Source organism: Flavobacterium qiangtangense, assembly GCF_042658345.1.
Lineage (GTDB): Bacteria > Bacteroidota > Bacteroidia > Flavobacteriales > Flavobacteriaceae > Flavobacterium > Flavobacterium qiangtangense.
The window spans coordinates 572,921-598,567 of record NZ_JBHSQB010000003.1 but is presented as its reverse complement, the minus strand read 5'-3'; the positions used below and the strand labels follow the sequence as shown (position 1 = coordinate 598,567).

Genomic DNA, 25,647 nt, shown 5'->3' with positions numbered 1-25,647 from the left:
ACATTTTCTAAGAACGTAATTTAAAAGATAAACTTACCATTAATCATTCAAATCCAAAAATAAATCTTCAAAACAGCAGTAAAAACCATTAAACTTTTACTAAAGCAGATTGTTCGACGGTTTAATCTTTTGAGATGGGTTCTAAGCGTCAGATTCTTTCTTTCAATGTGATTAGTCCCAAAACGCTTTACGGAATGCATTTTCTCATCAATCAGATACCTGTAGTTTTTCAACCTGTCAGTGAATATTCTTTTTGCTTCTGATAATTTCAATGTTTCAGTAACACGGCTCAGCGTTTTATTGGTTCGTTTCCCAACATTAAAGCTGACAACATTCCTAGAATTCTTTTCCAAAGCATAAACCAGCCAAATAAAATTTCTTTTGTATCTGATATAAGTACATAGTTCATCAACTTCATAGGCTTTTCCCTTACTTATAACAGGATGATTAATATTTCTAGCAATTGATACAATTCTTTTCAATAGTGCCGTAGTTGAAATTTTTAATATTCTTGCTGTACTTCTTATGCCTAAACCGTCTTTTGTAAATTGAATGATACTTTCATCAATATCAGTTTTGTACGCTTGATAAGTATAATTTCCAACCCTTGTTTTCTTGCAAAGCTTACAAACATACCTTTGAATGCCTGACTTTGTTTTGCCATATTTTATCATGTTTTTAATTTCACCAACACATCTGTAACACCTAGTCGAGTTTAAGCCCATTTTTTTCGATTTAAGACATTATAAAATAAAAAAACAACCCGAAGGCTGTTTTAATTTCTTTGCGATATTAATATAAATCATTGATTATCTGCAAATCTTAGTTCAAATAATTACTCATCAACACATCTGATACATTACCACAAAACATTACCGTGGATACATTGTTAATTAATTTCGTCAACATTATTTTTATTTTCTCGATTGCTTCTGTAAAAATCGCCAATGGCTTTATTGTTTTCTAAAATCTTATAAATGCTATCAGACTTGTTAAATTCTATTTTTGCACCGTAGCCATTTCTATAGACTTTTTCCAAGGCGACTTGACAATTGACAATATTCAATTTTGCACCTTCTGTAAGGTAATGCAGCGCGTAGTTTCTGTCCGCCTGACTTAGGTTCTCAATTTTTTTTAACTCATATATACCTTCATTTTTGATTGCCAGCATAGCACGAAAAATTTGATAGAAAGATTTTTCAGTTTTATATTTCTGATTCATTACCAAAGAAATTGTTAGGACATCATAATAATTTCTATCCTGACTTGTAAAATCAAGATACGTGCCATACGCAGATTCGTCACCTTTTGTAACTGCTTGAATTTTCAATTCTTGAATAACTTCACATCGAGGTTTTTCGTCAACTGTTTTTGTCTTTTTGCAAGAAACAAAAATCAGTAATGCCATTATCATTATTTTTCTCATACCTTAATTTTTAAAAACTCTTCTGTCGATAATACGTCCAGCCAGGTCAGATGCCAACAGACGGATTCTAGAAAATGCAATCCGCGAAGTTGAAGAATTTGAATAATATCACTTGCTTCACCGTGCGCACCCATCTATCCTTTCCAGACGGTTTATTTTATCGGCTATATAATGCATGCAGCTCGGATATCCTCCAGCAAGTATGGTGTAGGGAATTAGCACCGCAAATGTGGTTACGATACCGTAACATATTTCGCCGTTGTAGAAATACATGTTCTTTACCTCAAATCCTCTCTCCCGAATCAACATATCGTACCTGTTATCGCCTGCGTAAAGCGAAAGGGAATCTGCGAAAAACTGCCACTGCTGAATGATCTCTTTATTCGGTGCGGTAATTGGTGCCATTATACTAGAATTTTAAATAAAAGAACGTTTGGTCGTTGCCAATATTTTGTAATATTTGTGAAAGTTATTATAAATTACCAATAATTGAAGAAAATATTAAAGAAAAAACAGCTATATATACAAATAATTTAAATATTCGCAATATGCGATGTTTATCAAGTTCTGTGGTTACATCCTAATCTAGATGCAGTAATTTAAGTGCCTTGTTGCGATGGATATCAAACGATCGTTCCTTTAAGTTTCCTGCAGGCCTTCGCCTGTCAGCTAGATTTTGTATCTTAGCTGGGCAATAGTTAGTTGTGATGATTGTTGAAACTTGTTACTTCTTAATTTTTAGTTCCGCCTGGTGCTTGCCTGCACCAGGCTTTTTTTAACTTTGCCTAGCGTTATCCCAGCATTGTTCAAAATCATTACATGTCTGTATGAGAACTGAGGCACCGGCGCTATTTTTGCAGCACTGCCAGACATGCACCCGCATGTTTTTCAAAAAGATCCTTAAAATTCCGTCCTATTGTACACGTGCGTGAAAAAAACGGGGCGCAGTGAAAAAATTAGTTTGGTGTCGTTTGACCCTGCAACCGCACCTATTGTCCCAAAGCTGCCACGTATTACCGCGACGGATGCGTCATCTCCTCATTCGCTCCAAATAGAATCTTCTGTCGCAGGGTGGCATGCATACAGATTTAATCCTTATTGCTGCACACTTGTGCTTTGGATCGCATTTCCATACGGGTCTGCAGCGGTACAAGCACGAACATCCTTTTAAGGCAGTCGCCAATGTCCAAACGCCAGCTGCCCTCTATAGCACTATTCGCATGTGCATGTGCTTGATCCCTACTTCTTCGAAAGGTTCGCCGTAGGCTTCAAAGCCCAGGCTTCTGTAAAATGGCACGGCGCTGTCCCTGGCATGGCACACAACCTCATGGATTCCTTCCAACTCGCAAAACGCGAATAGTTCCTTGACCAGTAGCTTACCGACTCCCTTCCCCTGCTGTGTGCCATCTACGGCCATCTGGATCAACTGCCCTTTCATTTCTGGTCCGTCAAGCGGCACCAATACCACGCAGCCCAGCACTTGCCCAGCTTCGACAGCGACAAAGTGCCACGATTTTTCATCGTGCATTTCCCAAGCGTGGTCGGGGATGCCCACGGGCCTGAGCAGAATTTTATTTCTCAATTCCTGCTCCAGCGGATAAAGCCTGTCTGATGTCTTGATTAGCCTTACATTTATCATATTCTTTTTTTTAAAAGTTGTAGTCCCAACAGTGCGCCCCCGCAGGCGACCGCAGCCTCTCAATTGAGGCTAGTGAGGCAGAATCGGTAGCCGACGTACGTTTGCTGCAAATGTACGCAGAACTTAACCGGCAGTGAAATTCCAAAGACTGGAAAACCTGAAATACTTGCAATATCCACCCTAAATTCTGCAGCAGAACACGGGCAGTTTTTACTAACTTTATGATGTTGCAAATCATAAAGGACGTGGCAAGTTGCCATCGCAACTGTCGCGCCGCTCCGTTCCCGACGCATTGCGCAAGCGGGAACATGCAGTCCAAGACATAAAGAATGGAAAAACCGAGCTATCTGAACTTCGATCCTGAGGGCTACCCATGGAAGCCCGACATTGACTACCGCCAGCATCCCGAGCAGTACCGGGTCGGCAAAGGCGAACAGGGCGTACTGATCTGCCAGCCCTACAAGAGTGAGATTGGAAAGTTCTGGCGCTTCCGTACTCCCGAAATAGCCCGAGGGAGCAGCGGCGCTATCTTCGTGCTTTTTTTAGAATATTTGGACCAAGGTGATTTTGTGGGTGCCGACATGGCGCGCAAGTACCTGCAGATGGGTTTCACCAGGGCGCGGCGGTACGCCAACTACAAGGGAGGCAGGAAATACGACAGCGCTCAGGATTATAAGCTACTGGAAAAGGGAACTGGCGAACAGCAAAAAGCAGCAGCGGCATCCATTTTCTACGAGTCGTGGAAAAAAGCGGAGGCCGAGCCGCGCTATGCGGCCCGCAAGGTGCAGTGGAAAACGACACGCGGCTGATCTGATTAAATTAAATCCTTAAAAATAATACGGAATATTATGAAAAAATACAAGATCGGAATTATCGGGTACGGAGGCTTCGGAAGCTTCCTGCACCACTGGTGGGACAAGATGGAAAACGCCGAAGTGGCCGCAATTGCCTACCTGGAACACCGTCCCAAAGAAGGTACAGGCTGCAGGATCTACAGCGACTGGCTTGAGCTGGTCGCAGATCCCAATATCGATATCGTCAGTATCGTCACCCCGCCAGGACTGCACGTAGAGATGGCTTGCGCCGCGATGCGCGCAGGAAAGCATGTTTTGCTTGAAAAGCCGGCGGCAATCACTGCCGAAGGGGCGCAGGAACTTCTTGACGTAGCCCGGGAGACCGGCAGGTCCATCACGGTCGACCACATGATCCGCTACAACCCCATCATCCGCAGCCTGATCGAGATCTCACGCACCGGAGCGCTGGGAAAGCTGCGGCATGCCGTGGTCAGCAATTATGCGCAGGACGAGTCCCTGCCTCCCAGCCACTGGTTCTGGGACGAGGAGCAGTCGGGCGGCATACAGGTGGAGCACGGCGTTCATTTTTTCGACATCATCAATGCGCTCGGGGAACAACGCTTCGTTCAGGTCAGCGGGGTCTGGGACAAGCGCAACGAATTGCAACGCGACCGCGTTGGCGCGCAGGTACTGTATGACGGGGGACTGATTGCGAGCTACTACCATGCCTTTTCCGGGCCTGGCTTTTTCGAGCGGACCACCATCAGTCTGGCCTACGATCGGGCGAGGGTCGAAATCCAGGGATGGATGCCGCTGAAAGGAAAGCTTGAAGCCCTGGTAGATCCAAATACCAAGGCCGTGTTTGAACAGATTCCGGGATGGAGGATCACGCATTCCCAGCCAATCGGGAGCGCGGCCGACAATTCCCGACCGGAAGGATGGGGAGCTGCGGTACCTGCTCCAGAAGTACATTTGCAAGGCGGGTCCTTTGAAGCTGATGAGCTACTGGAAGGAAGTTTTGAGATAGCGCAGGACAAGGGCACGGTATACGGGCGCTGCGTCCAGGCCATTCTCTCTGACCTGATCGAGAACGTCAAAAATCCCGAGCACAAGATGGCAGTAACGCTTGACGATGCCGTAGAAGCACTACGCACTGCATTGCTGGCGACTGACTAAGGAGCGATGACCGCATTTGTATGTTTTCACGGAACAGCTGCGAATAATTAGTGGCGCGCCCAAACCAACCGCTTTAGTTAGAGAGAATACTTTAGCCATGTAAAAAGGATAAGCATGAAAGCTAAAATTTTGGCAAGCTACAATTAAGGAGCTGGCTTTCCGCTTGCCTTTCTGGAACAATCATGCAATAAAAAAGGGACGCTGTTGAAGCGTCCCCTATCGTATTCATCGTAAAATCTATAGCCCCCCGGCTAATGGCCGCAAGATATGAAATTTAAGTCAATTTAAGACGTTTATTTACAAGACTTTTTTAAGAAAATTGCGACGCGGGCGCTATATCCGGTACGCCATGGCATTGATGTTCATCCCTGCCCCGACAGAAGCAAACAGGATAATATCGCCCGGATCGAACCGATGGTCCGGCATTGCTCCAGTGGCAATCAGGTCGTAGAGGGTCGGAACGGTGGCCACGCTGCTGTTTCCCAGCAGCCTGATGCTCATCGGCATTATGCCTGCAGGCGGTTCCATTCCGTAGAGTCGGTAGAAACTCGAGACGATGGCCTGGTCCATTTTCTCATTGGCCTGGTGGATGAGTATCTTCTTCACGTCCGCTATTTCGATCCCCGCCCTGTCAAGGCACTTTTTCATCGCCTCTGGCACGCGGCTCAAGGCAAATTCGTAAATCTTCCTCCCCTGCATCTTGATGTAGCGCACGTCAGAGCCCCTTTTACGCTCGTGAGAGCTGCCAAAATAAAGGAAGCCTGCCTGTTCTTGGGTATAGCTTGCGCTGCAGTGCGAGAGCACTCCGCCGGGAACCGACGAACCTTCGACTACGACCGCACCGGCCCCATCCGCATAGATCATCGAGTCTCGATCAAAGGCGTCGGAGACCCTGGAAAGCGTTTCACCGCCAACCACCAGGCAGCGCCTTGCGATTCCAGACCTGATAAAGGCGTTCGCATGAATCATTCCCTCGATCCAGCCGGGACAACCGAACAGCAGATCGTACGCGACACAATCTGGATTTTTGATGCCCAAGCGATTCTTGATGCGCGATGCCAGGCTCGGGACTGCATCGGATTGAGAACTCCCAGAGCGGACGTCGCCGAAGTTATGCGCCATGATGAGATAGTCGATGCTTTCGGGGTCTATTCCAGCGCTTGCAACAGCTTTTGCGGCCGCTGCAGCTCCGAGATCGGATGCCACCTGGTCGGGAGCTGCATAACGCCGCTCCTCGATTCCCGTGATCGCGGCAAATTTCGATATGATCGTTTCTGTAGAATAATTGAGGGGATTTCCATCCTCGTTTAGAAAACTGCGGTTTTCAAAATGTTCGTTGGACAGCTTTGTTTCAGGAATACAACTGCCAGAACCTATAATTCTCATGCCCATATTTCCAAAATTTTAGTTTGCGAATATATAAAATTATGGAATTTCACCATACCCTTTCCAATACTTTTTTACCTCATTTTGACTACTTGGATTGCCTCCACAAGAAAGCTGACGGTAGCATGCCTATCTGGGTCAGCAACCGCAATCAAGATATACTTCAAAGCTCGCTGAAATTTTAATGAATAATCCTGCGGATTTGGCCAATCGGACGCCATCGAACTTGCTTGTGCCGTACACTAAATTCTAGAGACAGCGTCCCGTCGCACTGCCACATCGAACAAGCAATGGTAGAGACAGCGGCAACGATCAAAGTTCACGGAAAGGGATTCGATTAAAATAACGTATATTAATAACTTAAGGCTGCAGACATTGGCATGCCTGCAGATTTAAAACCAATTTTTTTAGACGCTGTGTCATTTTTCTTTTATCTTTGAGCAAATTAAATATATAAAATGCAAGAAGGTACAGTAAAATTCTTTAATGAAGAAAAAGGTTTCGGATTTATAACTCCCAGTGATGGAGGAAATGAAATATTCGTACATATTTCGGGGCTTTCGGAAAACATCCGTGAGAACGACGCGGTACGCTACGATGTGGAAGAAGGCCGCAAGGGACCGAACGCAGTAAACGTGGTCCTTGCGTAACACTCTATAGGGCTAATTTAAGAAGCACCTGCCAAAAGCAGGTGCTTCTTTCATTTATTGCCCTTTCCCGCTCCCTGATCAGGAGCAGCTCCTGCGATGCCACTCCCCGCTCTACTGCGCCTGCAAAGAAAATCCGTCCTGCCAGGCGGGCTTTCCAACAGCACTGCCGCTAGTTGAAAAAGACTTCAAAATTCAAAATAAGACAGCAGCGCCTCGTTGCCCATCTTGTTTGAGGTGCTGTGGCTTGTCTCAACATTCTTGTACTGCGCCGACCCTGCAAGATACGACGCGAACTGCTCCTGGATCTGCCCGGTGCCGGTAATGTGTACCCGTTCCGGATTGGTCATCTGTGCCGCTATTTCCTTGAAAAATTTCTGGGTGAGCGCCATCTCGTGGTTGTTTGCCGCATTCTCATTCGAATTGCCCTCGGGGCCTGAATTATCAATTTGTCCCAAAACGGAAAACGTGCCCTCATCGTCCACTCCTACTATAACAGCGCTGCGGGTATCCATCCATACCCCGAAATTCTTTTCATTCTTTGCTTTCATAATGTCTGATTTTCTCTTAAAGGTAGGCTGCGGGATCGCCTTCGCAACTCTTTTTGTACTAACATTGTGATCGCTGCGACGCCTAAGTTGTAAGTCTGTTGCGATGGGTCTGCTCGCCATTGCGATATTGCGCTGGCAGTCGCTTGAGAAATACTCAGATCAAGGATCGCAAAGGCCATCTTCAAGTTTGCCGATTGAAGGCGGCACAGATAATGAAAACGGCTCGCCCCAAGCAGGGAGTGTCTTTATAGCCAAGGGAACTGGCCGACCTGTATTAGGTTTCCTATCTGTAGGGTCATCTGAAATGAGATAAGTTGCCTGCCGGCCAAATTATCCCACTGCGATATTACTTTCCATGCGCCGCATTTACGATCGACCTGACCACGCCGTCGAGCTTCTGGGCGCTTTCGGTGACCATCTCGAATATATTGCGGGTATTGCTGTCCAGGGAAGCCAAATCCACAATATTGGCCAGGCCCAGTATGTTGCTCAGCGGCGCGCGGACCAGGTGCGACTGCTGGAACAGGATGTCCTTCATACGTGAAGAAAATCTGTCCAGCTCCTGATTGGCCAGCTCGAGCTGGATCCCTTCCGCCACGTATTCCGTGATGTTGTAGCCCAGGCAGAAAACACCGGCAGGACTTCCGTCGCTTCCCAGCATTGCGCGGTAGTCCCACCGGGTATACAGGTAGCCGCCCTTGCCGTCGTGTTTGCGGATGGTCGCCGGAAACAGGGAGCCGGGATGCTCGAAGCATTTCGCGGCAACCTCTTCGCAGGTCTTTCTGTCGTCGGGATGCATCGTAATATAGTAGGGCTGGCCGACCAGTTCGCCATGAACATGGGAGAATTGCCTAGCATAGTTGGAATTAACGTAGCTGTAATTTCCGTCCATGCCCGTCGTAATGATGTAAAATAGGTTGGAGCTGTCCAGCAGCTCCCTTGTTTCCTTAAAATGTTCCATACTTCTATCGGTAGTGGCTTGCTGCCAGAAAAGCGGAAACGGATGCAATCTGCGGGCATTTCCACCGAGTCGTTGCCCTTTCCCGCCCCAAGCGCCATCTTTTTCCAAAGTGCCGCTATAGGATGCAAGGCCTGCTTAATAATTTTTTACGCGGTCCCTCCGGACTGTCCAAACAAATATAGCCAAATTACTTCTATTTGACCAACCATAATTGGAGGAGCGACACTAATAGATCGCGGTTCTGCAAAATAATTTACCCAAAATTCTTCCCTGATGTCACGATATGTGTGGATCCAATTAGCAGGAGGGATCTCGTTCTATAGCCTGCTTCCATTTTCACAATCTTAACATCTGGACCGGCACAGGAGCTTTGTGCTTCCATTGCCTGTTTGCATTTGGCCTGCTGTTAAGTTCTATCTATTGCCTTTTTTAGTCCTAAAAATTTTATGAATAGAGTGGTTATGGATTTGCTGTGGGCATATCCTGCCTTCCGTACTATTTTCTCTGGATGCTCTCTTTCCGACGTATTATAATTCCAATTCTAAATACACTGAAATTAAAAACATTAAAGTCGGCATTTGTGTTATTTTAGGCGTAGCTTTCAAGCATGGAAAACCCCGACAGAATGACTGTAGTTTTAGTTGATGATGATAAGGACGACAGGATGCTTTTTGAAGAAGTATTCAGTGAGCTAAAAGTAAAGTGCGAGCTATTGCTGTTCGAAAACGGATCAAAGGCGTTGAAGCAGTTGGAAAAGTCAGATTTTAGAGTGCCACACATCATTTTTTTGGATCTTAACATGCCTATCGTTGATGGCTTGGAAATAGTAGAAATGCTCCGAAGGACTAGCAAATATCGTGACGTTCCCATTGCCATTTACTCCACTTCTTCTTCTGATAAAGATATGCAAGATACCCTTATCCGCGGTGCGAATATTTACATAGTAAAGCCAAACGACTACAATAGGCTTAAAGAAGTGCTAGAAAACGTGATGAGAATGCAGTGGCAGTACAACAGTTCGTCTTTAAGCATGGACACCTTTGTCAAGGTATATAAGTGAAAATTCACGGAACACTTGGCGTAATTTAACGACCGCTGTACCTTAATCTTCTATCTACGCCCGGAATCTTCAATATGGTGAATGGAGCCAATCGGAAAGGTATGATAATTCTGGATATTGCCAGTATCCTTTTCAATAAATATTGCGTATATTTACAAGAAAACATGAAAACGACCTTTAAGGTAATAGCGCTGCTGTCCATTTTCGCACTTGCAGGCTGCAGCTCACACACCGCTACCCAATCCAGCAAGAGAAGCCCGGCTGCGAACGGCAGCATACCCCCAGGACAAGCGAAAAAGATCACGGGTGAAAAAAGCGCAAGGAATCACGCACCCGGGAGAAGAAATAAATAGACCCAACTACTACTAAATATTCAAGCACACACATGAACAAAGGCGGCCCCATAATTATCATTGAAGACGACTTGGATGATCAGTACATCCTTGCTGAAGTATTCGAAGAGCTCGGCGTCAAGAATGAGGTCAAGTTTTTCGGAGACGGCGAAAAAGCGCTGGACTACCTTACCGGAACAGCAATCGAGCCCTTCATCATATTTTCCGATATCAACATGCCCCGGCTGAGCGGCATGGAATTGAGAAACAAAGTTCACGAAAACGAAGATCTGCGGTTAAAGTCAATCCCCTATCTGTTCTTCACGACAAGTGCCGAACAGCAGAGCGTGATCGATGCCTACTCCAAATCAATCCAAGGTTTTTTCATAAAGCCGACCGAATACAGGGAATTGCTGGCTACCATCAAATCGATCATCGACTATTGGACAAGATGCGTGTCTCCAAATAACATCAAATAGAAGCTAAAAAAAGAGGCGCATAAAAAATGCGCCTCCAACCGTACTACTGTAAAATACATAGCCCCCCGGCTACAGGCTGGAAGCTAGCAAAGTCACAAAAACCTTTTCTTATACCTTTGCTGAAGAATGTTACAGAATTTTAATCTGTAAATTTTACGCTAAATGCGCGAAAATCGCAATCCCGATTCGATTCTTCCTGTTATCTTTTGCAAAAACGTAACTTTGCAATGGAATGGTAATACGCGGATGAAGCCCTTCTTGAGGCTTACGAAGCTCCCCAAGCAAATTTGCGAAATGCTCTTCAATATTTCGAGCAAGCTTTCGAATTCGTCTGGTTCGCTAGTATCAATTTTCCAAATGTGCTATGGCAACATCATCGGGAATTACTGGTCCCATAGATAATCTCTAACAGCTATGCGCTAGATGAAGTAATTTCTGGATTAGTTGGATCGAATCAATAAAAAAAGAGGCGCGATTGGAATACGCCTCTTTCACCTATTAAGATTGATCTCGCACAAGTCCACCAACTTGCGACCGCAATTTGCAAAATCCTTCCAGAATACATTTTACAAAATTTGCATATAGATTTATAGCATCTTAATATGGATTCTCGTTTTTGTGCCTATATTTGCACGCTATCATAAATCCAAAGCCTCCAATGAATTTAACAGGAAAACAATATCCTGAAGACATTTCCCACGCAACCAAAAGCTCGAGATTCAAGACCAAGAAAGGACACTGCTACATCCTGGAGGATCACATCGTGATTACGAATGACAGAAAGATCGATATAAGCGACGCTTTCACCATGTCATGGTGGTATCGCGTAAAGATCGGCATCTTCCTGATATGCGCTGTCGCCTCGCTAGCCTATGCAAGCTTTGAATTTTTCTCCGATGACCACCTTGCCTTTTGGGCACTGCACTTGCTTTTTGCGCTTATTTTCAGCTTACTGGTTCGGTTGCAGGTCAAGGCCTCCTCGGTCAAGGTTATCAACAAGCGGGACATAATTTCTGCGGGATACTCCGGCGGCAGAATTGGCAGGGACCATTCTTTCTTCAAGATTGTGTTTTACGAAAATGGCATCGTAAGATCAACTGATATCCAGCTGCCTAAGAAAAACACCTCCGGCAGGTCCAATACGCAGAAAGCTTTTGAACTAATGGAAGAGCTGATGGATTAATTTGCAGCCTTGCCCTTTACTCGCCACTGTTACCAGTTTCAAAGTTGTGTAACGCATCCGTTATCTAACTCGACAGTAACAAACAGGGCACTGGGCAGTATCAGTTGGGACATATAGTCCATTGTGCCTTACTTTAGATACCCCATAGATGCGATTCAATCGCACGCGAGCTTCTCGCAAAAAATAATCCCAAGCAGTCTACCCTGTTCGGGGCACTAGAAATTTTTCCCTTACAAAGCGTCCGCCCGTATAAGTCAAAAGGCTGGATCCAAAGCCTACCCCCACTGCTACGAAGCATCCACTACTTCAGAAACTTAAAATAGCTACCGCTCAATATTAAGCTACAGGAAACCCACACAGCTGTAAGCGCCTAAATGCACCTATAACTTCAAGCCAATGTTGACCGTTGCCAGTACCGTTTAAATAGTCTGCTAAGGCCGAAAGGCATTTCCGAGAAACAATTACATTCGAATTTTGTAACCAAATTGCCTCCCATTTCTTTTCCAGATTGGCCTATATCTTTTTCAATTTCAGAGAAAGCGCCGCAGAGTGGATTATTTTGGACCTTTATACGGGAATGATGAAGATACCAGTGGCACTTGTCTTGAAAATGTGGCAATTCCTTCGAAAAAGCAACTACATTTCCCCCTCGTTGAAAATGCATCTATCCGAAAATTAAAAGGAAAACAATTGAAGATGCGACTATCGTGATGGCTCTCAGATTAATTTTGTCGCTATAGGCTAGATTGTCTTGCGTTCTCAAAATAGTGCAAAGGGCACAACAGGCACGTAAACACTAAAAGGCAGGATAATTTGTGTTTAGCGTAATGAGCTGTAAAAGAATAAGAAAAGGGATGCAAGCCAATGCGTCCCTGGCTGCTTACAAATAACATATCGTAACAAGCCCCCCGACTCGCAAGCGCAAGTCAAAAATTGTGTGCCGAATGCTTTTTACAGGATTCAATTTTGGCTTCATGTTCTTATGCCTTGGCTCCCTTGCAGTAACCCGAAACTATTTTACTGACAAAGGACGCCACTTCTGCTTTTGTAAACTTATGGCCTTCGAATGCCACTCGAACGCCATTCAAATTAATGCAGCAAAGCAAGCCGCAGCTCAAGCCATAGTTGTACATATCTAATTCGCGGTCAAGGCTGTCCTCTTTAAGTTTCTGGCAAAATTCTGAATATACCATGGTTATCGTTTTTACTGGGTTAAATAAATTGCGCGCACCCACGGCAATGTTTCGCGCGCAGACTCTCGAATGGAAATTGCAGGCAGTGTTATAACCTACCGGACTGCGCTATTCAATCCTCTGCAAAAGCCTTTCATTATTATCTTTGTATTGGCGTCCTTATCTTCTGTATTGAATTTCAATTTTTCGAATGTCTTCGCTATGGCAAAAAAATCGAGTTTCTTCAATTTCGCGCAGCCTATACCATATCGGTACATAGCATGTTCCATCTCCTTGCAATTTTGCAGGATGGTGTTGTAGAGTCTCTTACAAATCATTGGGGCGATTGTTTAAGGTTAAGTCCCAGCAAGGTAGCTCATACTGGTCCTTCCACGTTACACTATTGCGTCTCACTGTTACCGCATTGCCACCTCCTGTACATTGCATGCGTATTCCTGGTTACTGCTATCGGTACTAAACAGAAATATATTCATCCTAAATTTTAAACCATTCAATACGAAGCCAGCAAATAATTATAGGAAAATACGCAGTTGTCGAAAAGTTTCTTATATTTATATTCCTAATTTCTAATGCAGGCTTTGGCCTACACAACTAAATTATCCATCATGAAAAAAATTCTGGCATCTTTTCTAGTGCTCGCGGTTGCATCCTGCAGTTCCGACGACGCGCAAAACTATCGTGACGACTTCGCTGGCACTTACAAAATTACGGCTATACAGGCGGCGGCAGCTGTCGACCTTAATAACGACGGCATCGAATCGACGGATATACTACTGGAATTGGTAAGTCCGCATACTACCCTGGATGGCGTCTTCTCAGGATTCTATAATCCGGAGAGCCCCCAAAATTTCGCGCAGGCCAGAGCCGGATCGCACGGAGCAGGCGACAGCTTGCTGAGCTTCAATTTTCCGGAGCAGACAATCTCCTACCTAAACTTCGATATGGCCTTAAATATTCCCCTGCTGCTCGAGTATACGACATCGATGAAGACCTACCGCTATGCTGTACAGGAAAACGGACACGTAAAGGTAATCGATCTGAATCCGGCATTTAATGCCCAGTTCGGCGAAGTTATTGGAATTGCCAGAGATAGCGAACCGCATTTCTCGCTGGCCTTGAAAAAACATATGTTCAACTTCAACACCAAGCAATGGATGCTGCTGGACCTGACCGCAACTTATGCTAAGATCTAGTGGAAGGCCGAAAATGGCGAAATCCTGACCGGGATGCTACAGACTGCTTGATTTCTGCTTAGGAAACCGGTGCCAAAGGCACTGTTATATGAGCTTAAAGCCTGCCTTTTCAAGCAATTTAATCGCTATTGGAAAATAATGAGCCCTAAGGTCAAATACGCGCAAAGTCCGCAGCGGTTATGCACCCGGCCAACTCGAAAAAATAAGCAGCACTTATGACAACTTTAAAATATACTACACCTATCCTCTTTTTCTTTTTTCTCTCTTCAAGAGGCATCGGACAGCATAAAATTACAATTGCAACTATTGACGCAGGCAAAATTCCTAAGGAAATTAAATACAGCGGAAACATTAAAAGCGGGATAACCTGGAATGACAGATTAGGTGAAAATTTTGCAGTGACCAGTGAAACTGGAGAATTTGAATCTAAGGCCGCTGACAATGGCGGGCGAGATGCCGCACTTTACGCCTATCATTTTATCAGATCAAACAACACTATCGAACAGAATTGGAAACTATACGATTACGTCAAAGATTGCCCACTTGACATTGAAGCCAGTTTCTTAACTAACACGCTGCATGTAACAGACTTGGATAATGACGGAATTGGAGAAATTTGGGTGATGTATAAACTGGCCTGCACCGGTGATGTAAGCCCTTCCGAAATGAAAATCATCAGGTATGAAGGAAAACATAAAGCAGCAATGCGGGGTGAAAGTCGTGTAAAAATTTCTGAAACAGAATATGATGGTGGCAATTACACTTTCGACAAAGCCTTCAATGACGCACCTGGCTATTTCAGGGAGTACGCCAAAAAAATGTGGACTAAAAATATAAGCCTGTAGCGGTACAGCGCACAGCCTCCAGCGCACGCGCAAGCAATTTTGGGCGATTAATTTCATGAGAAAGTCGCTGTTTTATTTTCCCTATTTATGCATCCTAAAAATTAAGCTCTATTCCATAGCGTCGGGGCTCGCCGGAATGGTTTAAGCAAGCAGGCCCCCAGATCTTTAACAATAAAATATAGGATTAGCGGCATTCGTAAGGGAATATGCACTTTTGCCGGCTGCAACTTTTTGCTACACTACGAAGCTTTCAGTTCACATGAGCAGCAATGCAGCGGAGGGCATTGTAGGAAACTATCAGGGCTATAGCAAATCCACTATCTAATCCACTAATTAATCCGGTATGTGTCGAATCCGCCCGGTCAGAAGCTAAATGTTCGCTTCGTCGAGGCCTTCTATCGCGGCATTGAAGCGACCGGCAAACTTGCTGTAAATCTCTGGCGAATTCTAAGCAAAAAGAAAAGAGGCATTATCAAATAACGCCTCTTGCTTGCTAAATTGTCAAGAGCCCCCAAGGCTCTCAATGCAATTTAGAAACTCCAGAGGAATAATTTTACATCGTTCTTATGTGACAATAACGTGCGTTTCATTTCCTGAACCCTTACAATATGCCGAGATAAATTTCAACCTGTTCTTGCTGCGGCGCCTGTTCTACAGGAGCGTGTCCCACCAATTCTAAATCAATCCTATTGAGCGAACCGCAATCTGCAATAAAATTACACATTTCCAATTGGCGATCCATGCTCGATTTTTCAAGGTTTTCGATAAAGTTCAATCATGCCATGATTCCTCTTATTAGCTAAGGTAGCCATAATATCCTCTGCATTTGCATTAATAATCACCAAATAAATAATTCGGCCGATTAAAATCTGCTGGAGGACAGCTGCTCATGCCCATCCGCCAATCTCCAATGGCAAGGACGCTTATTGCAATCTCCCTTATAGTTCCAAAGCTGCAGGCAAGCTACTTTTAGGAGTCGTTCCATAGCGAAGATTTCAATTTTGAAGGAAACCTCATTGCCATACCGCCAAGAACCACAAAGAGCAAAAGACTCAGTACCGTTTGGATAAACAAGTTTCTGCTAGATGAGCTGTATGCTCTTGAGCTCCCTAATTATCCATGTCCCTTTCTATCAGTGCATGCGCGCAGGCGGCTGTGCTATTCGAGCCGCAGCACCAGGTCCCGGTTTCTTTCCAGCGGAAGATAGCCTCTATTGCGCCGACCCTTTGCCAGATTCTGGCCGAATAGCTGGAATTGTTGCAGATGTAGATTTATAGAAGTACCTCGTTGCAAGGAAAACGATTTTCCGCATACAGTCTTTATTCATTCCTGGAGCTCGATAGCGTCCCTTCAAGATTGATCTCAGACAAACAAGCAAAGGGTTCACAGGAAGAAAATAGCAAACAGATCATCGAAAAGGCGCCAAATTTTCGGGAATGGTCTCAGGATGTAACTGTTTATCAGAAAAGTATAAATTTTCTGGCGGGTTGGTGTCGTAATTTTAGTATAGAAAATGAAATTATGCCCGACAACTGCCACACGCTGCTAGTGAAATATGAAACCTGCCCCATTCCTGACGGTGAAAACCTTCGGGAATTTATCGCGGAAAGGCTTGCCAGCGATCGAACCGAGATAGACTATTTCGGCTGCGAGCTGGATTCCGGATGGGATTACGTTGACCAGACGCTCAAGACCCATCTTTTCAAAAGCTGTTTCATCACCTTTCAGTTTGAAGATCAAAATGCGCCGGCGTACGGAACTTCCAGGGAAGAAATACTAGAGTACATGAAAAAACATTTTGAGGAAAACCAGAGCAGGATTATAGTAGACGAAAGAAGAAAAGATATAGATGTTTATTTTGACTAAAAAAAATCATGGTATGAGCTATGCGTTGGTTGAATTCAAGGTTCCTGTAAAAATTCCGCTGACAGGAGAGCGGCTGACCGCGTCCGTAACAAAAGACATCGCGTTGACACTCCGGTCGTTCCTGAACGAAGGACAGGGAGAAATTGTAGCTGTCGTTGAGCACATCGGCGAGCTGGAAAATTTTGTATATGATTTCGAAAATGAAATCAAGGCTCCTGGCACGTACTCCATTGTGAGCATCCTGCTTGACCGCCACCAGCGGGAAGACTGGAAGACCTTTGACAACCTGATAGTCCAGAAGGTAATTGACGAACTCGAATCGGATGCGCTCCACATCGCCCACCATTCGGAAAACCAGGACGAAACATTTTTAGCATTCATAAAAGACTACGACTGATGGAAAATTATAAAGTACAGGCAAAAATAGCAAAGGAGGACGTGCCGTCCTTATTAAATCACTTTGATGAGCGCGAAGTCTGGAATAAGGTGAAGCAGCTCGTCAAGGATGGAAAGGCAATAATAACGGTGCTGGAACGCGACGACGATTACAACGGCTTTGATTTCCCGGTGGAGGTCACAAAGATCAATGCCGACTGGGACAAGGATTTTAAGGGGAACCTGTTCATCGAAACGGATTTTCTTTTGAGGGATGATGAAGCCAATGGGCAATTTGTCATGGGCAAAGTTTCAGAACTGCTCGAGAAGTCCAACTTTGAAATCTACTCCTATTACCTGGACGGCGACCTGTACCAATCCTACGGGTATATCGACGACCAGTTTTCATTCGACCAGGACGAGACCAAAAATATCGTAGAAATTGAAAACAGGGAGCGCGAGCAGCTGGACCTATTCAAGAAGAAAAAGAAAAAATAGCTAGAACAGGCGCAGCTGCGTCGCAACAGGCGGTTCCATCGGTGATGCAGATAATCTGGGCTGGTACTTCGGAAATGCGAAATCATTGTAGTCATTTTTCGGATCGAGCCACTCCCGCTCGTCTTCAGGGTTCAGCATCAGCGGCATCCTGTGGTAATCTTTCTGGGCATCCTTGTTGTGGACGAATCGCATGATCTCATTGGCCTGCGTTGTCACCAGCGTGTAGGTCTTTAGCACCTCCCCTTCCGGCGAGACCCAATCGGACCAGAGGCCGGCAATGGAAAACAGTGCCGCCTCGGCATGCCGCACCTTGTAGAGCGTTTTGCTCCTGCCTTTCGCGTCGTTCCAATGGTGCTCGTAATACTCGGAAGTCGGGACCAGGCATCGCTGGTGGGTGATCTCCTTCCAAGCATACCGCTTGGCAAAGTATTCCAGCTTCGCGTTGATGGTACCGTTCCAAATCGCTTCCTTGGGCTTTTTCCAGCTCGGCGGGACAACGCCCCAATTGCGCAAGGAAATTGCCTCGGGATCGTCATTTGAAAGGATTGGCGCAGGCGGATGCGTGAACGCATCCATATAGGACTCAAAATCGGAAAAGTCAAACAGCAGGCTGGCGTTGTACCTTTTTTCGTAAACGAGTTCATCAGAAGAATAGGCTTTCCGTTTGTTGCACATACAAAATCAGTTAGACTTCTAAAGTTACGAAAAGCTATTCAATCACCATAACAAAATTTTCAAGCTTCAAGTGGCTGGTCGAATACTGCCACTGAATCTTGAGAACTTCGTCCAGCGTTTTCTTCAGCTTATTGTAATCCGCCGGTTTGGTGATGTAGATGTTCGCCCCGCGCGCGAGCGTGTCCTCGATGTCGCGTTCGTGACTTGAGGTTGAGTAAATGGCAATCGGCACCTTCGCGTACCTTTCGCTTCTCTTGATATTTTCCAATGTTTCCATCCCTCCCATTATCGGCATGTTCAGATCCAGAAAGATCAAATCAGGAACTGCGGTTTCGGGACTATAGAGATGATTTAACAGTTCCAAACCGTTTTGGAACAAAAACAGGGCGCTTTCAATCCTCAACTCAGAAAATGCTTCCTCAAAAAGCATCCTGTCATCGGGATCGTCGTCTACCAATATGACTTTCAGTCTATCGCCTTTTTCTAGCATAAGTAAATTTTAGAACCATAAATTTACAATAATTTTCCACCTTGCAAAGCACATTAAGATATTTTTGGGTCGCGCAGTCACATAAAAAAAGAGACAAGTTTCCTCATCTCTTTTCCACAAATTTTAGAATTCAGAATACCACTTCATATAATCTGGGGCAAAAATAAAGCTACGCATCAAATCGCATGTTATAAAATTCCAATCTATCTTTATAAAATTATTCTACCAGCAAAAACCCGCGCCCCATTCCGTATACACCAAAGATCTGGTTTTTCCAATCGATTTGTTCCATTTACAAAATCCATGTTGATAAGGTATGACCTTTGCGTGTCAAGTTCCGGCGCTGGTGCTGGCTTTGCAACTGAATCCGGACTGAAGCCCGCTTTGGTTTTTGGCTAGCTCCAAGGATTCAAATGCAAGTCGTTATTTTGACTTTCCTTCTGATCCCATAACCTCTTTCGGGTCGTTTAAAGAACATCGGTTGCCGCGTCGTCCGCGGTTTGGTGGCGATTTTAGCCGAAATCTACGCGTATTCTGTCTCAATTGCCTCAGAAAAAGCAACATTTTATTAATTTTTACCGACCATAAAAATCTTACAGTATTTTTTTTATATTTGGAAGTTTTTAACAAATCAATAAACACCATAAGCATTAATTTATGAGATCGGCACGCCTATTATTACTTATTTTGAGTCTTTCTTTAACTGTTTGACAAGCGCAAGATATTGAAAAACAAGAAGCAAAACGCAGCTTATTTGAAGAATAGAAACTTACTGAGGAATTCGCTAATCTGCAACGAAATATGCTGGGAAAGTCTTGTATTCCAATGCAGTAACCACTAGAGAACTGCCTGAATCAGGATATATGAACAGCTTCACTTTTGGAGATAAGCTTTCATTTAGAACTTTTTAGGCACTCCATTTTAAACAGCATGCTGGTGCAGATGATTGACTTGAAAGATGCTGATTGAATTTGAAGAGCTTGCCGACTCGAAAGAAGTCGCGAAGTTCCTCAGTAGTTATGATGGAGAAAGTTAATAGGTATCAAATAGTAAGGCGCTTGTGAAGCAGCAAACCTAATCTTAGTAAATTATAATCACACAAATTCGAATGCATGACTATATACATTAATTGCACCAACGATGATTTGAAGGCTAAGACCGTCAGACTTCAGGATGCTCTAAGCCATGAAAATATTGACAGGCATTACTGGCTCGAAGCTTTATCACCTGGAGGCAAAGGCAGTGACCCTTATGAAGGATTGCCGAAAGAGGACTGTAATGCAAAGTTTACCGAGTGGATGGACTTCTATGATGAATACGCAAAGCTGAGAAGGTATTAATTTTAAAATAAATAAAAAATATAAACATGGGAATTTTTAGCGGAATTTTTAAAAAGAAAGAAGGACTGGCAGTGAATTCAGGACAGCTTTCAATGGAAGATATTGAGAAGATTCAGCTTTCGCTGAAAGACAATATGGATGCGGCTACCTATAATTCGGTTTTTAACCAGGCATGCAGGCTCATCCCTAAGAAACAGTATAATGAGGCAATCGCTTTGTTCTCTGCAATTGCCGAAAATTCCACCGACACCGTAGAGAAAGGAAGTTGTGAAAGCCAGATCGGCGTATGCCATTTCTTTTTAGGCGATTATGAAAAGGCGTTGGAATTTTACATAAAGTCATATAATACAGGATATGATGAGGAGATGGCAGATTTCAACATTTGGGAGGTTTGCGAAAAACTGATGAAGGCAGACGGCGACAACGCCAGGTGGTCGCAACAGTATTTGAATATTTTTCCTAACGGAAAGTGTGCAGCAAAAGCAAAGAAAAATATCTAAGAAACCGACTATGAAGAATATTCAATTGGCATCGCTGGATAAATACAACAGCAATAATAATTTCGAATTGCTTGATGGTAACATATATAAAGACCTTGGAGAAGATCATTATGTATTTGCCCTTAGCTACGAACTGGAAGATGAAGAGGACTCTCAATATCCGCTTGAAGATATTTTGGATAGGTATTACCTGCACGTCTCTGACTTCATAGATGAGGACCGCTATAACAACTCAAGTGACGTCACCCTGGAACTGGGCGGAAATCTGGATAATGTTAAGAAAGCCATCAACGAAATAATCGGAAAAAGAGTGTACAATCAAGAATATGATGATGAGCAGGGTGTTACCCGCGTGAGGCTGGTAATCGAATAATATTAATCAACACAAAATCATGGGGATATTCAATAAGCTATTTGGAGGCGGCGATGAGCCAAACCCTGATAATGAAGTTTCTAACGAGCGGTTCGCGGCACATTATAATTCGAAACAGCAGGCGCTTGAGGGTGTGCTAGGTATATCGGCAGCTGTTGTAGGCCACGCTGTAATTCCGTTTGGCATAATTGGCGGAATAACGATTGGGTCGGTTGATATGCATTATTTCCCAAATCACATTCCCGGAACCGGGCTTACAACCATGGAACTTATAAAGCCTGATGGTAAAGGACCGAAGCCAAACAAAAAAGGAACGTATGAACTGGTGGCTTTTACCAGGCAGCCTTTTAATGATATCAATCAGGATCCTCCTGCCCCATTTAATATTATCGAGAGACGAATTTGCGATACATTCACACAGATTGCGGGTGCCGCGCGGGACAAAGCGTTTAACCCCTACGAAATTTGCATGCTGAAGGGCGATGACGGCAGAAACAAGTACATCCTTTTTGATGTGTACAAGGAATTTAAAATTGGCAGCAGCAAGCACCACCTGTTGCTCTGTATTGAGATATTCGAAGAAGAGTTGGTCACGGTAGGAAACTTTGGCCACAAAGGGTTCGTAGAAATGTTGAAGATGCTAAATATTTACCCCTATAGCGACCTGGACAGGAACTGGGTAGGCGTTAAAAAGTAAGCTATGATACAATTATTAATAAACGAGCACCAACTGGTCTCGCAGATTTTCCAATGTACATAGCAATAATCCTTATCAGAAAAAAATGACAGGCGAATTACCACCTAAAGTAAAACAGATTGTACCGATGCTCGAAGAAGCGTTGACAGATCTTTTCGAACAGCACAAGGACGAGCTTATGGAGCTGGAATGGATAAACGGAATTTCATTCGACATCATACCCAGCGATAACTACGCTGCGATTTCGTTTCGAAAACAATCCGATTACCTGACCATGGACCCGTTTAGCGAAGACCGCACACTTATGTACAGTCCGGGCGACTGGGAGTTTTATAGCATTTTTGAGTACAGTACCTGTAAGTCGGAGAAATTCAGAAAGGTCTCGCAGTTTATCTTTGGCCTGTATATGGAAATATATGAGTCATCCGGAGAATATGACGGGGTGCAACAGGACATCAATCACCTGCTCTACACGGCTATAGCCGAAGCGGGAGTGCAACCTTCTGTCGCGCAAAAACTGAACGAATACGGCTTGGGAGCTCCTGTCATTACCGAACGTTTTGAGTACGGCTTTGAATACATGGTTACCGATATGGACAGCCCTGTCTATTTTAATTTCTGTGATCTGGTGGTAGCGAACAGAATGACCGAGACCATCGCCGAAAAACTAAAACTTTAACCTGTTAAAACTTTATGGAATCCCTTGAAAAACTGAATGAGCAACTAAAAAAGCACCTTGAATCGATAAGCCCATTTTTGATCACTGATTTCCAAAGCCTCATCAATGGCGAAAACATTTGTTTATTTGATGGCATCCAACAAAGCGATGTAGCAGCTTTTAATTTTGAATACCGTCATGACTATCTTGACACAACATTCTTCGGGACAGACAAGGAAGGCATTAAAGTTACCGGTGACGTTGGACTATTGATATGCGAGAGGTCAGCAAAATTTCTGCCTCAAACTATTTGGGATCGCGTAAAAGACATCGAAGATGATGAGGGTATTGAAGATATTGAAGAGGCATTAGAGGAATACAACGATGATAATATGAAATTTTTGATGATTGGTTCAGCAATTGCTGGAAAGTTGCAACCAAAGGAGTTGAGAATCCGGTTACGGCTTACTTTTCGGTTTCAGAACTGGATTTCGGTATTGAATTAAATTCATACGATAACGTGTAGAAAATGCTACCAATATGGCAGCGTTTTTTTCTTTGTTGAAGATGTCGAGGGCGGTCAGCACAAATTGACAGATGCCCAGGCACTTACTATTTCTTCAAAAATAAATTTTGATGGGCCAAGAGATGACAATTGAATTGTTTTTTTTTCGTAGCATTGTAGAATGTTAATCAAGCAGCCCATATGTAGCCATAACCAGGCTGACATGCGCCATGACGTTGTAAAGCTATAATTTAGGCAGCAATACACCCAAAAAACACGGTAAAACGAACAATACCAACCATTTAATCATCGCTTTCGAATAATGAAAAAAATAAATCCTTCGATAAAGAATCACCTACTAATCGGAATTTTTATCAGTTTTTGGCTTTTCATTTTCGCTTATTTTATCAGACCCTTTGATGATGGAACAATAAGTTCAAAACAATGGATTCTTATAAGTGCTGGATTTAGTTTTATTGCATTTCTATGCTATGGCTTTATTGCAGTAATTCAAAAAAGCCTATTTGAGAAAGCATTAAAATGGAATGTTCTTTTTGAGATAGCAATCCTTTTACTATTTCATTTGTTCTTTTTAGTGCTGACCTATTCCTATTACAAATCGCCTATCCTTAATGGAGGGTTTGGCTTTTTGAAATTCTTGCAGGTAATTATTCTCAAATCTGCTTTAATCTCCACTCCAATTATTGTCTTGGCAAGAATCTATTCCGTCAAGCTAATTCCAATTCAAGACGAAAATATTACCATCAGAGGAGAAAACAAACTGGACATATTAAAAATAAGAAAAAACGACCTGGTTTGTGTATCCAACGCTCAGAATTATGTCGAAATTTTCTATACGGAAGGCAGCCTAATAAAAACAAAGCTAATTCGCAGCACACTTAAAAAAGTTCAAAAAGATTTTGATTTTCTAGTTCAAATTCATCGATCGCATCTGATAAATCCAACGCATTTTAAAGCTTGGAAAAATCAAGATACCATAGCCCTGACTCAAATGGAGCTGCCGGTCTCTAAAAATTTTAAGGAGCACCTACTATCTTTATAATTTTCATCCCTAAAACAGCCCACTTCGTACCTAATCTCTCATTACACGTTGAACCATAGCGTGTCTGAGTCTATTTTTGTCTCAAAACAAAATTAAAAAATTATGGGAAAATTGTGGTTCAAGCGGATTCTTTACGTCACTATCGTAGTGCTGGGCATTTTAATAGGTGTCTTTGTCTGGGCAGATAATGAATTGCATGAGGTTTTAGGCAAATCGACTGAAGTGATTGATGTCGCCACCATTGTCAAGTCCTCCGAAATAATTCAAATTAAAAACACAAATGTACTTTCAGAAGACTGCAAGCATTTTATTAAAAATCAAGATGTCGTTATCAAAAATGGTAAAATAATCCGGTTAGGAAAAAATCAACTTATCGAAAAAAACAGTGTTATTATTAACGGGACAGATAAATATCTGATTCCTGGACTAATTGATTCTCACGTGCACCTAAAAGAAAGCAAAAACGATTTGTTTTTATATTTAGTCAACGGGGTAACCTCCGTCAGAGAAATGGCAGGAAGACCAATTGCCCTGAAATGGAGAAAAGAGATACAAAAAAATGGTATTGGGCCTCGAATGTTTATCGCATCTCCACCCATATTCAGCGAAAGCAGACTAATGGGCCATTACTACAGCTGGACCAGGCAGTCAATCAATTATTCAACGAAAGGCGATGCGGAAAAAGAGCTGAAAAAGATAAAGGAACAAGGTTATGACGCGGTCAAAATGTACGGTTTTGTCAATCCGGAAATGTTTGAGACCACGCTGGATATTTCCAAAAAATACAATATTCCTGTTATCGGGCATATTCCATTGGTCAGCTTAGGCAAATTTTACAAATCAGGCCAGATAGAAGTGGCGCATGTGGAAGAACTAACGGTGAAAGCTATGGATGATTTCGGAAAATCAATATCAAAAAATCCAAAGGAATTTCTCAGCTATTTTGAAACGCGTTCGGTTCAGATAGCAAAAAATCTAAAAGAAAACAACATCAGCGTTACGTCCACTGTCTGGTTATGTGAGAGTTTTTTGAACCAAAGATTTGATCTAAAATCAAAACTCAGGGAAATCGAACTGAAATATGCCAACCCTAAAATAATCGAAGGGACGCCACTGTACAAATTAGGCTGGTTGCCAACCAGAAATGGGTACGAATACGATGGTGACGAAAATCCAGAGGCAAAAAAATTATCATCGATTTATTGGAAAACTTATGCGGAAGCGATCCATATCATGGCAAAAGCCCTGGTTGACCATAAGGTTGCGATTATGGCCGGAACAGACGCGAATGTTGCAACGGTCGTTCCAGGATTTTCACTTCATGATGAACTGCAGTCCTTATCGCGATTGGGCATGGAAAACTCGCAGGTACTCTATTCAGCAACTGTTGAACCGAGTAATTGGATGAAGACAAATACTGGGAAAATTAAAGTCGGATATGATTCGGATTTGGTACTGCTTTCAGAAAATCCATTAGAGGACATGAAAAACACAAAAACAATAGAATATGTTTTCTCTGACAAAAGCACAATCGATAAGGTTCAGATCGCGACAATTCTGAAAGCGATAGAAGAAGCCAATAACAAAAACAGGACTATCAAAATTGATGAGTACATCAAATGAAAAGGCACTGCCTGCCAATGGCGGCGACCTATAAACACCACTTATGGAAACACAACCTTATAGGATGGCAGATGCTTCATTGTTTCGTGCAGTGAAAAAGGTGATGGTCTCCAAAAAAA

The 25,647-nt window shown here is 43.5% G+C and carries 29 protein-coding genes; 19 read left to right on the top strand and 10 right to left on the bottom strand.

Annotated features, from left to right (window positions below):
- Positions 1–47: 47 nt before the first annotated feature.
- The 4 genes from ACFPVY_RS02840 to ACFPVY_RS02825 form a co-directional block, all read right to left on the bottom strand.
- Complete coding sequence (locus tag ACFPVY_RS02840; protein WP_379790206.1) at positions 48–725, bottom strand: IS1 family transposase; 678 nt, start codon at positions 723–725, stop codon at positions 48–50.
- 164 nt (positions 726–889) lie between these two features.
- Positions 890–1,426 (bottom strand): hypothetical protein, encoded by a 537-nt coding sequence (locus ACFPVY_RS02835; RefSeq protein ID WP_379790205.1) that lies wholly within the window; start codon positions 1,424–1,426, stop codon positions 890–892.
- Positions 1,427–1,543: 117 nt separating this feature from the next.
- Entirely contained in the window at positions 1,544–1,831 is a 288-nt protein-coding gene (locus ACFPVY_RS02830) for a hypothetical protein (protein ID WP_379790203.1), read from the bottom strand.
- 799 nt (positions 1,832–2,630) lie between these two features.
- The gene (locus ACFPVY_RS02825) at positions 2,631–3,065 is read right to left on the bottom strand and encodes a GNAT family N-acetyltransferase (RefSeq protein ID WP_379790202.1); all 435 of its coding nucleotides are present in this window, start codon (positions 3,063–3,065) and stop codon (positions 2,631–2,633) included.
- Positions 3,066–3,394: 329 nt separating this feature from the next.
- Between ACFPVY_RS02825 and ACFPVY_RS02820 the strand changes: the two genes are divergently transcribed.
- The gene (locus tag ACFPVY_RS02820) at positions 3,395–3,874 is read left to right on the top strand and encodes a DUF4385 domain-containing protein (RefSeq protein ID WP_379790200.1); all 480 of its coding nucleotides are present in this window, start codon (positions 3,395–3,397) and stop codon (positions 3,872–3,874) included.
- Positions 3,875–3,913: 39 nt separating this feature from the next.
- The gene (locus tag ACFPVY_RS02815) at positions 3,914–5,035 is read left to right on the top strand and encodes a Gfo/Idh/MocA family protein (RefSeq protein ID WP_379790199.1); all 1,122 of its coding nucleotides are present in this window, start codon (positions 3,914–3,916) and stop codon (positions 5,033–5,035) included.
- A gap of 333 nt (positions 5,036–5,368) precedes the next feature.
- Here ACFPVY_RS02815 and ACFPVY_RS02810 read toward each other — a convergent pair whose 3' ends face one another.
- The gene (locus ACFPVY_RS02810) at positions 5,369–6,427 is read right to left on the bottom strand and encodes a 3-oxoacyl-ACP synthase III family protein (RefSeq protein WP_379790198.1); all 1,059 of its coding nucleotides are present in this window, start codon (positions 6,425–6,427) and stop codon (positions 5,369–5,371) included.
- A 452-nt stretch (positions 6,428–6,879) separates the two neighbouring features.
- On the opposite strand from ACFPVY_RS02810, the gene ACFPVY_RS02805 reads away from it, so the two are divergent.
- Positions 6,880–7,071 carry a cold-shock protein gene (locus ACFPVY_RS02805; protein WP_379790197.1) on the top strand — a complete coding sequence of 64 codons (192 nt, stop codon included), beginning with the start codon at positions 6,880–6,882 and terminating at the stop codon, positions 7,069–7,071.
- 185 nt (positions 7,072–7,256) lie between these two features.
- Here the strand turns inward: ACFPVY_RS02805 and ACFPVY_RS02800 are convergent, their stop codons facing one another.
- Together ACFPVY_RS02800 and ACFPVY_RS02795 are read right to left on the bottom strand one after the other, a co-directional pair.
- Positions 7,257–7,619 (bottom strand): hypothetical protein, encoded by a 363-nt coding sequence (locus ACFPVY_RS02800; RefSeq protein WP_379790196.1) that lies wholly within the window; start codon positions 7,617–7,619, stop codon positions 7,257–7,259.
- 346 nt (positions 7,620–7,965) lie between these two features.
- Complete coding sequence (locus ACFPVY_RS02795) at positions 7,966–8,688, bottom strand: PAS domain-containing protein (protein WP_379790195.1); 723 nt, start codon at positions 8,686–8,688, stop codon at positions 7,966–7,968.
- Between the two features lie 517 nt (positions 8,689–9,205).
- Here ACFPVY_RS02795 and ACFPVY_RS02790 point away from each other — a divergent pair.
- The 3 genes from ACFPVY_RS02790 to ACFPVY_RS02780 all read left to right on the top strand — a co-directional run bounded on the left by ACFPVY_RS02790 (position 9,206) and on the right by ACFPVY_RS02780 (position 11,634).
- On the top strand, positions 9,206–9,640 hold the full coding sequence (locus ACFPVY_RS02790; protein WP_379790194.1) for a response regulator: 435 nt from the start codon (positions 9,206–9,208) through the stop codon (positions 9,638–9,640).
- Positions 9,641–10,025: 385 nt separating this feature from the next.
- Positions 10,026–10,451 carry a response regulator gene (locus tag ACFPVY_RS02785; RefSeq protein ID WP_379790193.1) on the top strand — a complete coding sequence of 142 codons (426 nt, stop codon included), beginning with the start codon at positions 10,026–10,028 and terminating at the stop codon, positions 10,449–10,451.
- Positions 10,452–11,109: 658 nt separating this feature from the next.
- The gene (locus ACFPVY_RS02780) at positions 11,110–11,634 is read left to right on the top strand and encodes a hypothetical protein (protein ID WP_379790192.1); all 525 of its coding nucleotides are present in this window, start codon (positions 11,110–11,112) and stop codon (positions 11,632–11,634) included.
- A 980-nt stretch (positions 11,635–12,614) separates the two neighbouring features.
- On the opposite strand, the gene ACFPVY_RS02775 is transcribed toward ACFPVY_RS02780, so the two are convergent.
- The gene (locus ACFPVY_RS02775) at positions 12,615–12,827 is read right to left on the bottom strand and encodes a hypothetical protein (protein ID WP_379790191.1); all 213 of its coding nucleotides are present in this window, start codon (positions 12,825–12,827) and stop codon (positions 12,615–12,617) included.
- Between the two features lie 605 nt (positions 12,828–13,432).
- Here ACFPVY_RS02775 and ACFPVY_RS02770 point away from each other — a divergent pair.
- The 5 genes from ACFPVY_RS02770 (at position 13,433) to ACFPVY_RS02750 (ending at position 17,604) form a co-directional block, all read left to right on the top strand.
- On the top strand, positions 13,433–14,020 hold the full coding sequence (locus ACFPVY_RS02770; RefSeq protein WP_379790190.1) for a hypothetical protein: 588 nt from the start codon (positions 13,433–13,435) through the stop codon (positions 14,018–14,020).
- A gap of 215 nt (positions 14,021–14,235) precedes the next feature.
- Positions 14,236–14,865 carry a M949_RS01915 family surface polysaccharide biosynthesis protein gene (locus tag ACFPVY_RS02765; protein ID WP_379790189.1) on the top strand — a complete coding sequence of 210 codons (630 nt, stop codon included), beginning with the start codon at positions 14,236–14,238 and terminating at the stop codon, positions 14,863–14,865.
- Between the two features lie 1,356 nt (positions 14,866–16,221).
- Positions 16,222–16,731: a hypothetical protein gene (locus tag ACFPVY_RS02760; RefSeq protein ID WP_379790188.1), complete on the top strand. Its 510-nt coding sequence runs from the start codon at positions 16,222–16,224 to the stop codon at positions 16,729–16,731.
- A 13-nt stretch (positions 16,732–16,744) separates the two neighbouring features.
- A complete protein-coding gene (locus ACFPVY_RS02755; RefSeq protein ID WP_379790187.1) occupies positions 16,745–17,128 on the top strand; it encodes a hypothetical protein in 384 nt (127 codons plus the stop codon).
- Positions 17,128–17,604 carry a hypothetical protein gene (locus ACFPVY_RS02750; RefSeq protein ID WP_379790186.1) on the top strand — a complete coding sequence of 159 codons (477 nt, stop codon included), beginning with the start codon at positions 17,128–17,130 and terminating at the stop codon, positions 17,602–17,604. The genes ACFPVY_RS02755 and ACFPVY_RS02750 overlap by 1 nt, the downstream gene beginning before the upstream one ends.
- Here ACFPVY_RS02750 and ACFPVY_RS02745 read toward each other — a convergent pair whose 3' ends face one another.
- Both ACFPVY_RS02745 and ACFPVY_RS02740 read right to left on the bottom strand, forming a co-directional pair.
- Positions 17,605–18,279 carry an SOS response-associated peptidase gene (locus ACFPVY_RS02745; protein WP_379790184.1) on the bottom strand — a complete coding sequence of 225 codons (675 nt, stop codon included), beginning with the start codon at positions 18,277–18,279 and terminating at the stop codon, positions 17,605–17,607. It abuts the gene before it with no gap.
- A 34-nt stretch (positions 18,280–18,313) separates the two neighbouring features.
- The gene (locus ACFPVY_RS02740) at positions 18,314–18,769 is read right to left on the bottom strand and encodes a response regulator (RefSeq protein ID WP_379790183.1); all 456 of its coding nucleotides are present in this window, start codon (positions 18,767–18,769) and stop codon (positions 18,314–18,316) included.
- 1,112 nt (positions 18,770–19,881) lie between these two features.
- Here ACFPVY_RS02740 and ACFPVY_RS02735 point away from each other — a divergent pair.
- From ACFPVY_RS02735 to ACFPVY_RS02700, 8 genes are all read left to right on the top strand, one after another.
- Positions 19,882–20,109 (top strand): hypothetical protein, encoded by a 228-nt coding sequence (locus ACFPVY_RS02735; RefSeq protein ID WP_379790182.1) that lies wholly within the window; start codon positions 19,882–19,884, stop codon positions 20,107–20,109.
- 26 nt (positions 20,110–20,135) lie between these two features.
- Complete coding sequence (locus ACFPVY_RS02730) at positions 20,136–20,609, top strand: tetratricopeptide repeat protein (protein ID WP_379790181.1); 474 nt, start codon at positions 20,136–20,138, stop codon at positions 20,607–20,609.
- A 10-nt stretch (positions 20,610–20,619) separates the two neighbouring features.
- The gene (locus tag ACFPVY_RS02725; RefSeq protein WP_379790180.1) at positions 20,620–20,982 is read left to right on the top strand and encodes a hypothetical protein; all 363 of its coding nucleotides are present in this window, start codon (positions 20,620–20,622) and stop codon (positions 20,980–20,982) included.
- Between the two features lie 19 nt (positions 20,983–21,001).
- Complete coding sequence (locus ACFPVY_RS02720; RefSeq protein WP_379790179.1) at positions 21,002–21,679, top strand: hypothetical protein; 678 nt, start codon at positions 21,002–21,004, stop codon at positions 21,677–21,679.
- 85 nt (positions 21,680–21,764) lie between these two features.
- Entirely contained in the window at positions 21,765–22,358 is a 594-nt protein-coding gene (locus ACFPVY_RS02715) for a hypothetical protein (RefSeq protein WP_379790177.1), read from the top strand.
- 14 nt (positions 22,359–22,372) lie between these two features.
- A complete protein-coding gene (locus ACFPVY_RS02710) occupies positions 22,373–22,843 on the top strand; it encodes a hypothetical protein (RefSeq protein WP_379790176.1) in 471 nt (156 codons plus the stop codon).
- A gap of 321 nt (positions 22,844–23,164) precedes the next feature.
- Positions 23,165–23,905, top strand: coding sequence for a LytTR family DNA-binding domain-containing protein (locus ACFPVY_RS02705; protein WP_379790174.1), 741 nt, complete (start codon positions 23,165–23,167; stop codon positions 23,903–23,905).
- 102 nt (positions 23,906–24,007) lie between these two features.
- Complete coding sequence (locus tag ACFPVY_RS02700) at positions 24,008–25,528, top strand: amidohydrolase family protein (protein ID WP_379790173.1); 1,521 nt, start codon at positions 24,008–24,010, stop codon at positions 25,526–25,528.
- The last annotated feature ends 119 nt before the right edge of the window (positions 25,529–25,647 follow it).

Excerpts from the sequence above, each read along its gene's own strand:
- ACFPVY_RS02840 (WP_379790206.1), bottom strand. The coding sequence starts at position 725 with ATGGGCTTAAACTCGACTAGGTGTTACAGATGTGTTGGTGAAATTAAA.
- ACFPVY_RS02835 (WP_379790205.1), bottom strand. The coding sequence starts at position 1,426 with ATGAGAAAAATAATGATAATGGCATTACTGATTTTTGTTTCTTGCAAA.
- ACFPVY_RS02830 (WP_379790203.1), bottom strand. The coding sequence starts at position 1,831 with ATGGCACCAATTACCGCACCGAATAAAGAGATCATTCAGCAGTGGCAG.
- ACFPVY_RS02825 (WP_379790202.1), bottom strand. The coding sequence starts at position 3,065 with ATGATAAATGTAAGGCTAATCAAGACATCAGACAGGCTTTATCCGCTG.
- ACFPVY_RS02820 (WP_379790200.1), top strand. The coding sequence starts at position 3,395 with ATGGAAAAACCGAGCTATCTGAACTTCGATCCTGAGGGCTACCCATGG.
- ACFPVY_RS02815 (WP_379790199.1), top strand. The coding sequence starts at position 3,914 with ATGAAAAAATACAAGATCGGAATTATCGGGTACGGAGGCTTCGGAAGC.
- ACFPVY_RS02810 (WP_379790198.1), bottom strand. The coding sequence starts at position 6,427 with ATGGGCATGAGAATTATAGGTTCTGGCAGTTGTATTCCTGAAACAAAG.
- ACFPVY_RS02805 (WP_379790197.1), top strand. The coding sequence starts at position 6,880 with ATGCAAGAAGGTACAGTAAAATTCTTTAATGAAGAAAAAGGTTTCGGA.
- ACFPVY_RS02800 (WP_379790196.1), bottom strand. The coding sequence starts at position 7,619 with ATGAAAGCAAAGAATGAAAAGAATTTCGGGGTATGGATGGATACCCGC.
- ACFPVY_RS02790 (WP_379790194.1), top strand. The coding sequence starts at position 9,206 with ATGACTGTAGTTTTAGTTGATGATGATAAGGACGACAGGATGCTTTTT.
- ACFPVY_RS02785 (WP_379790193.1), top strand. The coding sequence starts at position 10,026 with ATGAACAAAGGCGGCCCCATAATTATCATTGAAGACGACTTGGATGAT.
- ACFPVY_RS02780 (WP_379790192.1), top strand. The coding sequence starts at position 11,110 with ATGAATTTAACAGGAAAACAATATCCTGAAGACATTTCCCACGCAACC.
- ACFPVY_RS02775 (WP_379790191.1), bottom strand. The coding sequence starts at position 12,827 with ATGGTATATTCAGAATTTTGCCAGAAACTTAAAGAGGACAGCCTTGAC.
- ACFPVY_RS02770 (WP_379790190.1), top strand. The coding sequence starts at position 13,433 with ATGAAAAAAATTCTGGCATCTTTTCTAGTGCTCGCGGTTGCATCCTGC.
- ACFPVY_RS02765 (WP_379790189.1), top strand. The coding sequence starts at position 14,236 with ATGACAACTTTAAAATATACTACACCTATCCTCTTTTTCTTTTTTCTC.
- ACFPVY_RS02755 (WP_379790187.1), top strand. The coding sequence starts at position 16,745 with ATGAGCTATGCGTTGGTTGAATTCAAGGTTCCTGTAAAAATTCCGCTG.
- ACFPVY_RS02750 (WP_379790186.1), top strand. The coding sequence starts at position 17,128 with ATGGAAAATTATAAAGTACAGGCAAAAATAGCAAAGGAGGACGTGCCG.
- ACFPVY_RS02745 (WP_379790184.1), bottom strand. The coding sequence starts at position 18,279 with ATGTGCAACAAACGGAAAGCCTATTCTTCTGATGAACTCGTTTACGAA.
- ACFPVY_RS02740 (WP_379790183.1), bottom strand. The coding sequence starts at position 18,769 with ATGCTAGAAAAAGGCGATAGACTGAAAGTCATATTGGTAGACGACGAT.
- ACFPVY_RS02735 (WP_379790182.1), top strand. The coding sequence starts at position 19,882 with ATGACTATATACATTAATTGCACCAACGATGATTTGAAGGCTAAGACC.
- ACFPVY_RS02730 (WP_379790181.1), top strand. The coding sequence starts at position 20,136 with ATGGGAATTTTTAGCGGAATTTTTAAAAAGAAAGAAGGACTGGCAGTG.
- ACFPVY_RS02725 (WP_379790180.1), top strand. The coding sequence starts at position 20,620 with ATGAAGAATATTCAATTGGCATCGCTGGATAAATACAACAGCAATAAT.
- ACFPVY_RS02720 (WP_379790179.1), top strand. The coding sequence starts at position 21,002 with ATGGGGATATTCAATAAGCTATTTGGAGGCGGCGATGAGCCAAACCCT.
- ACFPVY_RS02715 (WP_379790177.1), top strand. The coding sequence starts at position 21,765 with ATGACAGGCGAATTACCACCTAAAGTAAAACAGATTGTACCGATGCTC.
- ACFPVY_RS02710 (WP_379790176.1), top strand. The coding sequence starts at position 22,373 with ATGGAATCCCTTGAAAAACTGAATGAGCAACTAAAAAAGCACCTTGAA.
- ACFPVY_RS02705 (WP_379790174.1), top strand. The coding sequence starts at position 23,165 with ATGAAAAAAATAAATCCTTCGATAAAGAATCACCTACTAATCGGAATT.
- ACFPVY_RS02700 (WP_379790173.1), top strand. The coding sequence starts at position 24,008 with ATGGGAAAATTGTGGTTCAAGCGGATTCTTTACGTCACTATCGTAGTG.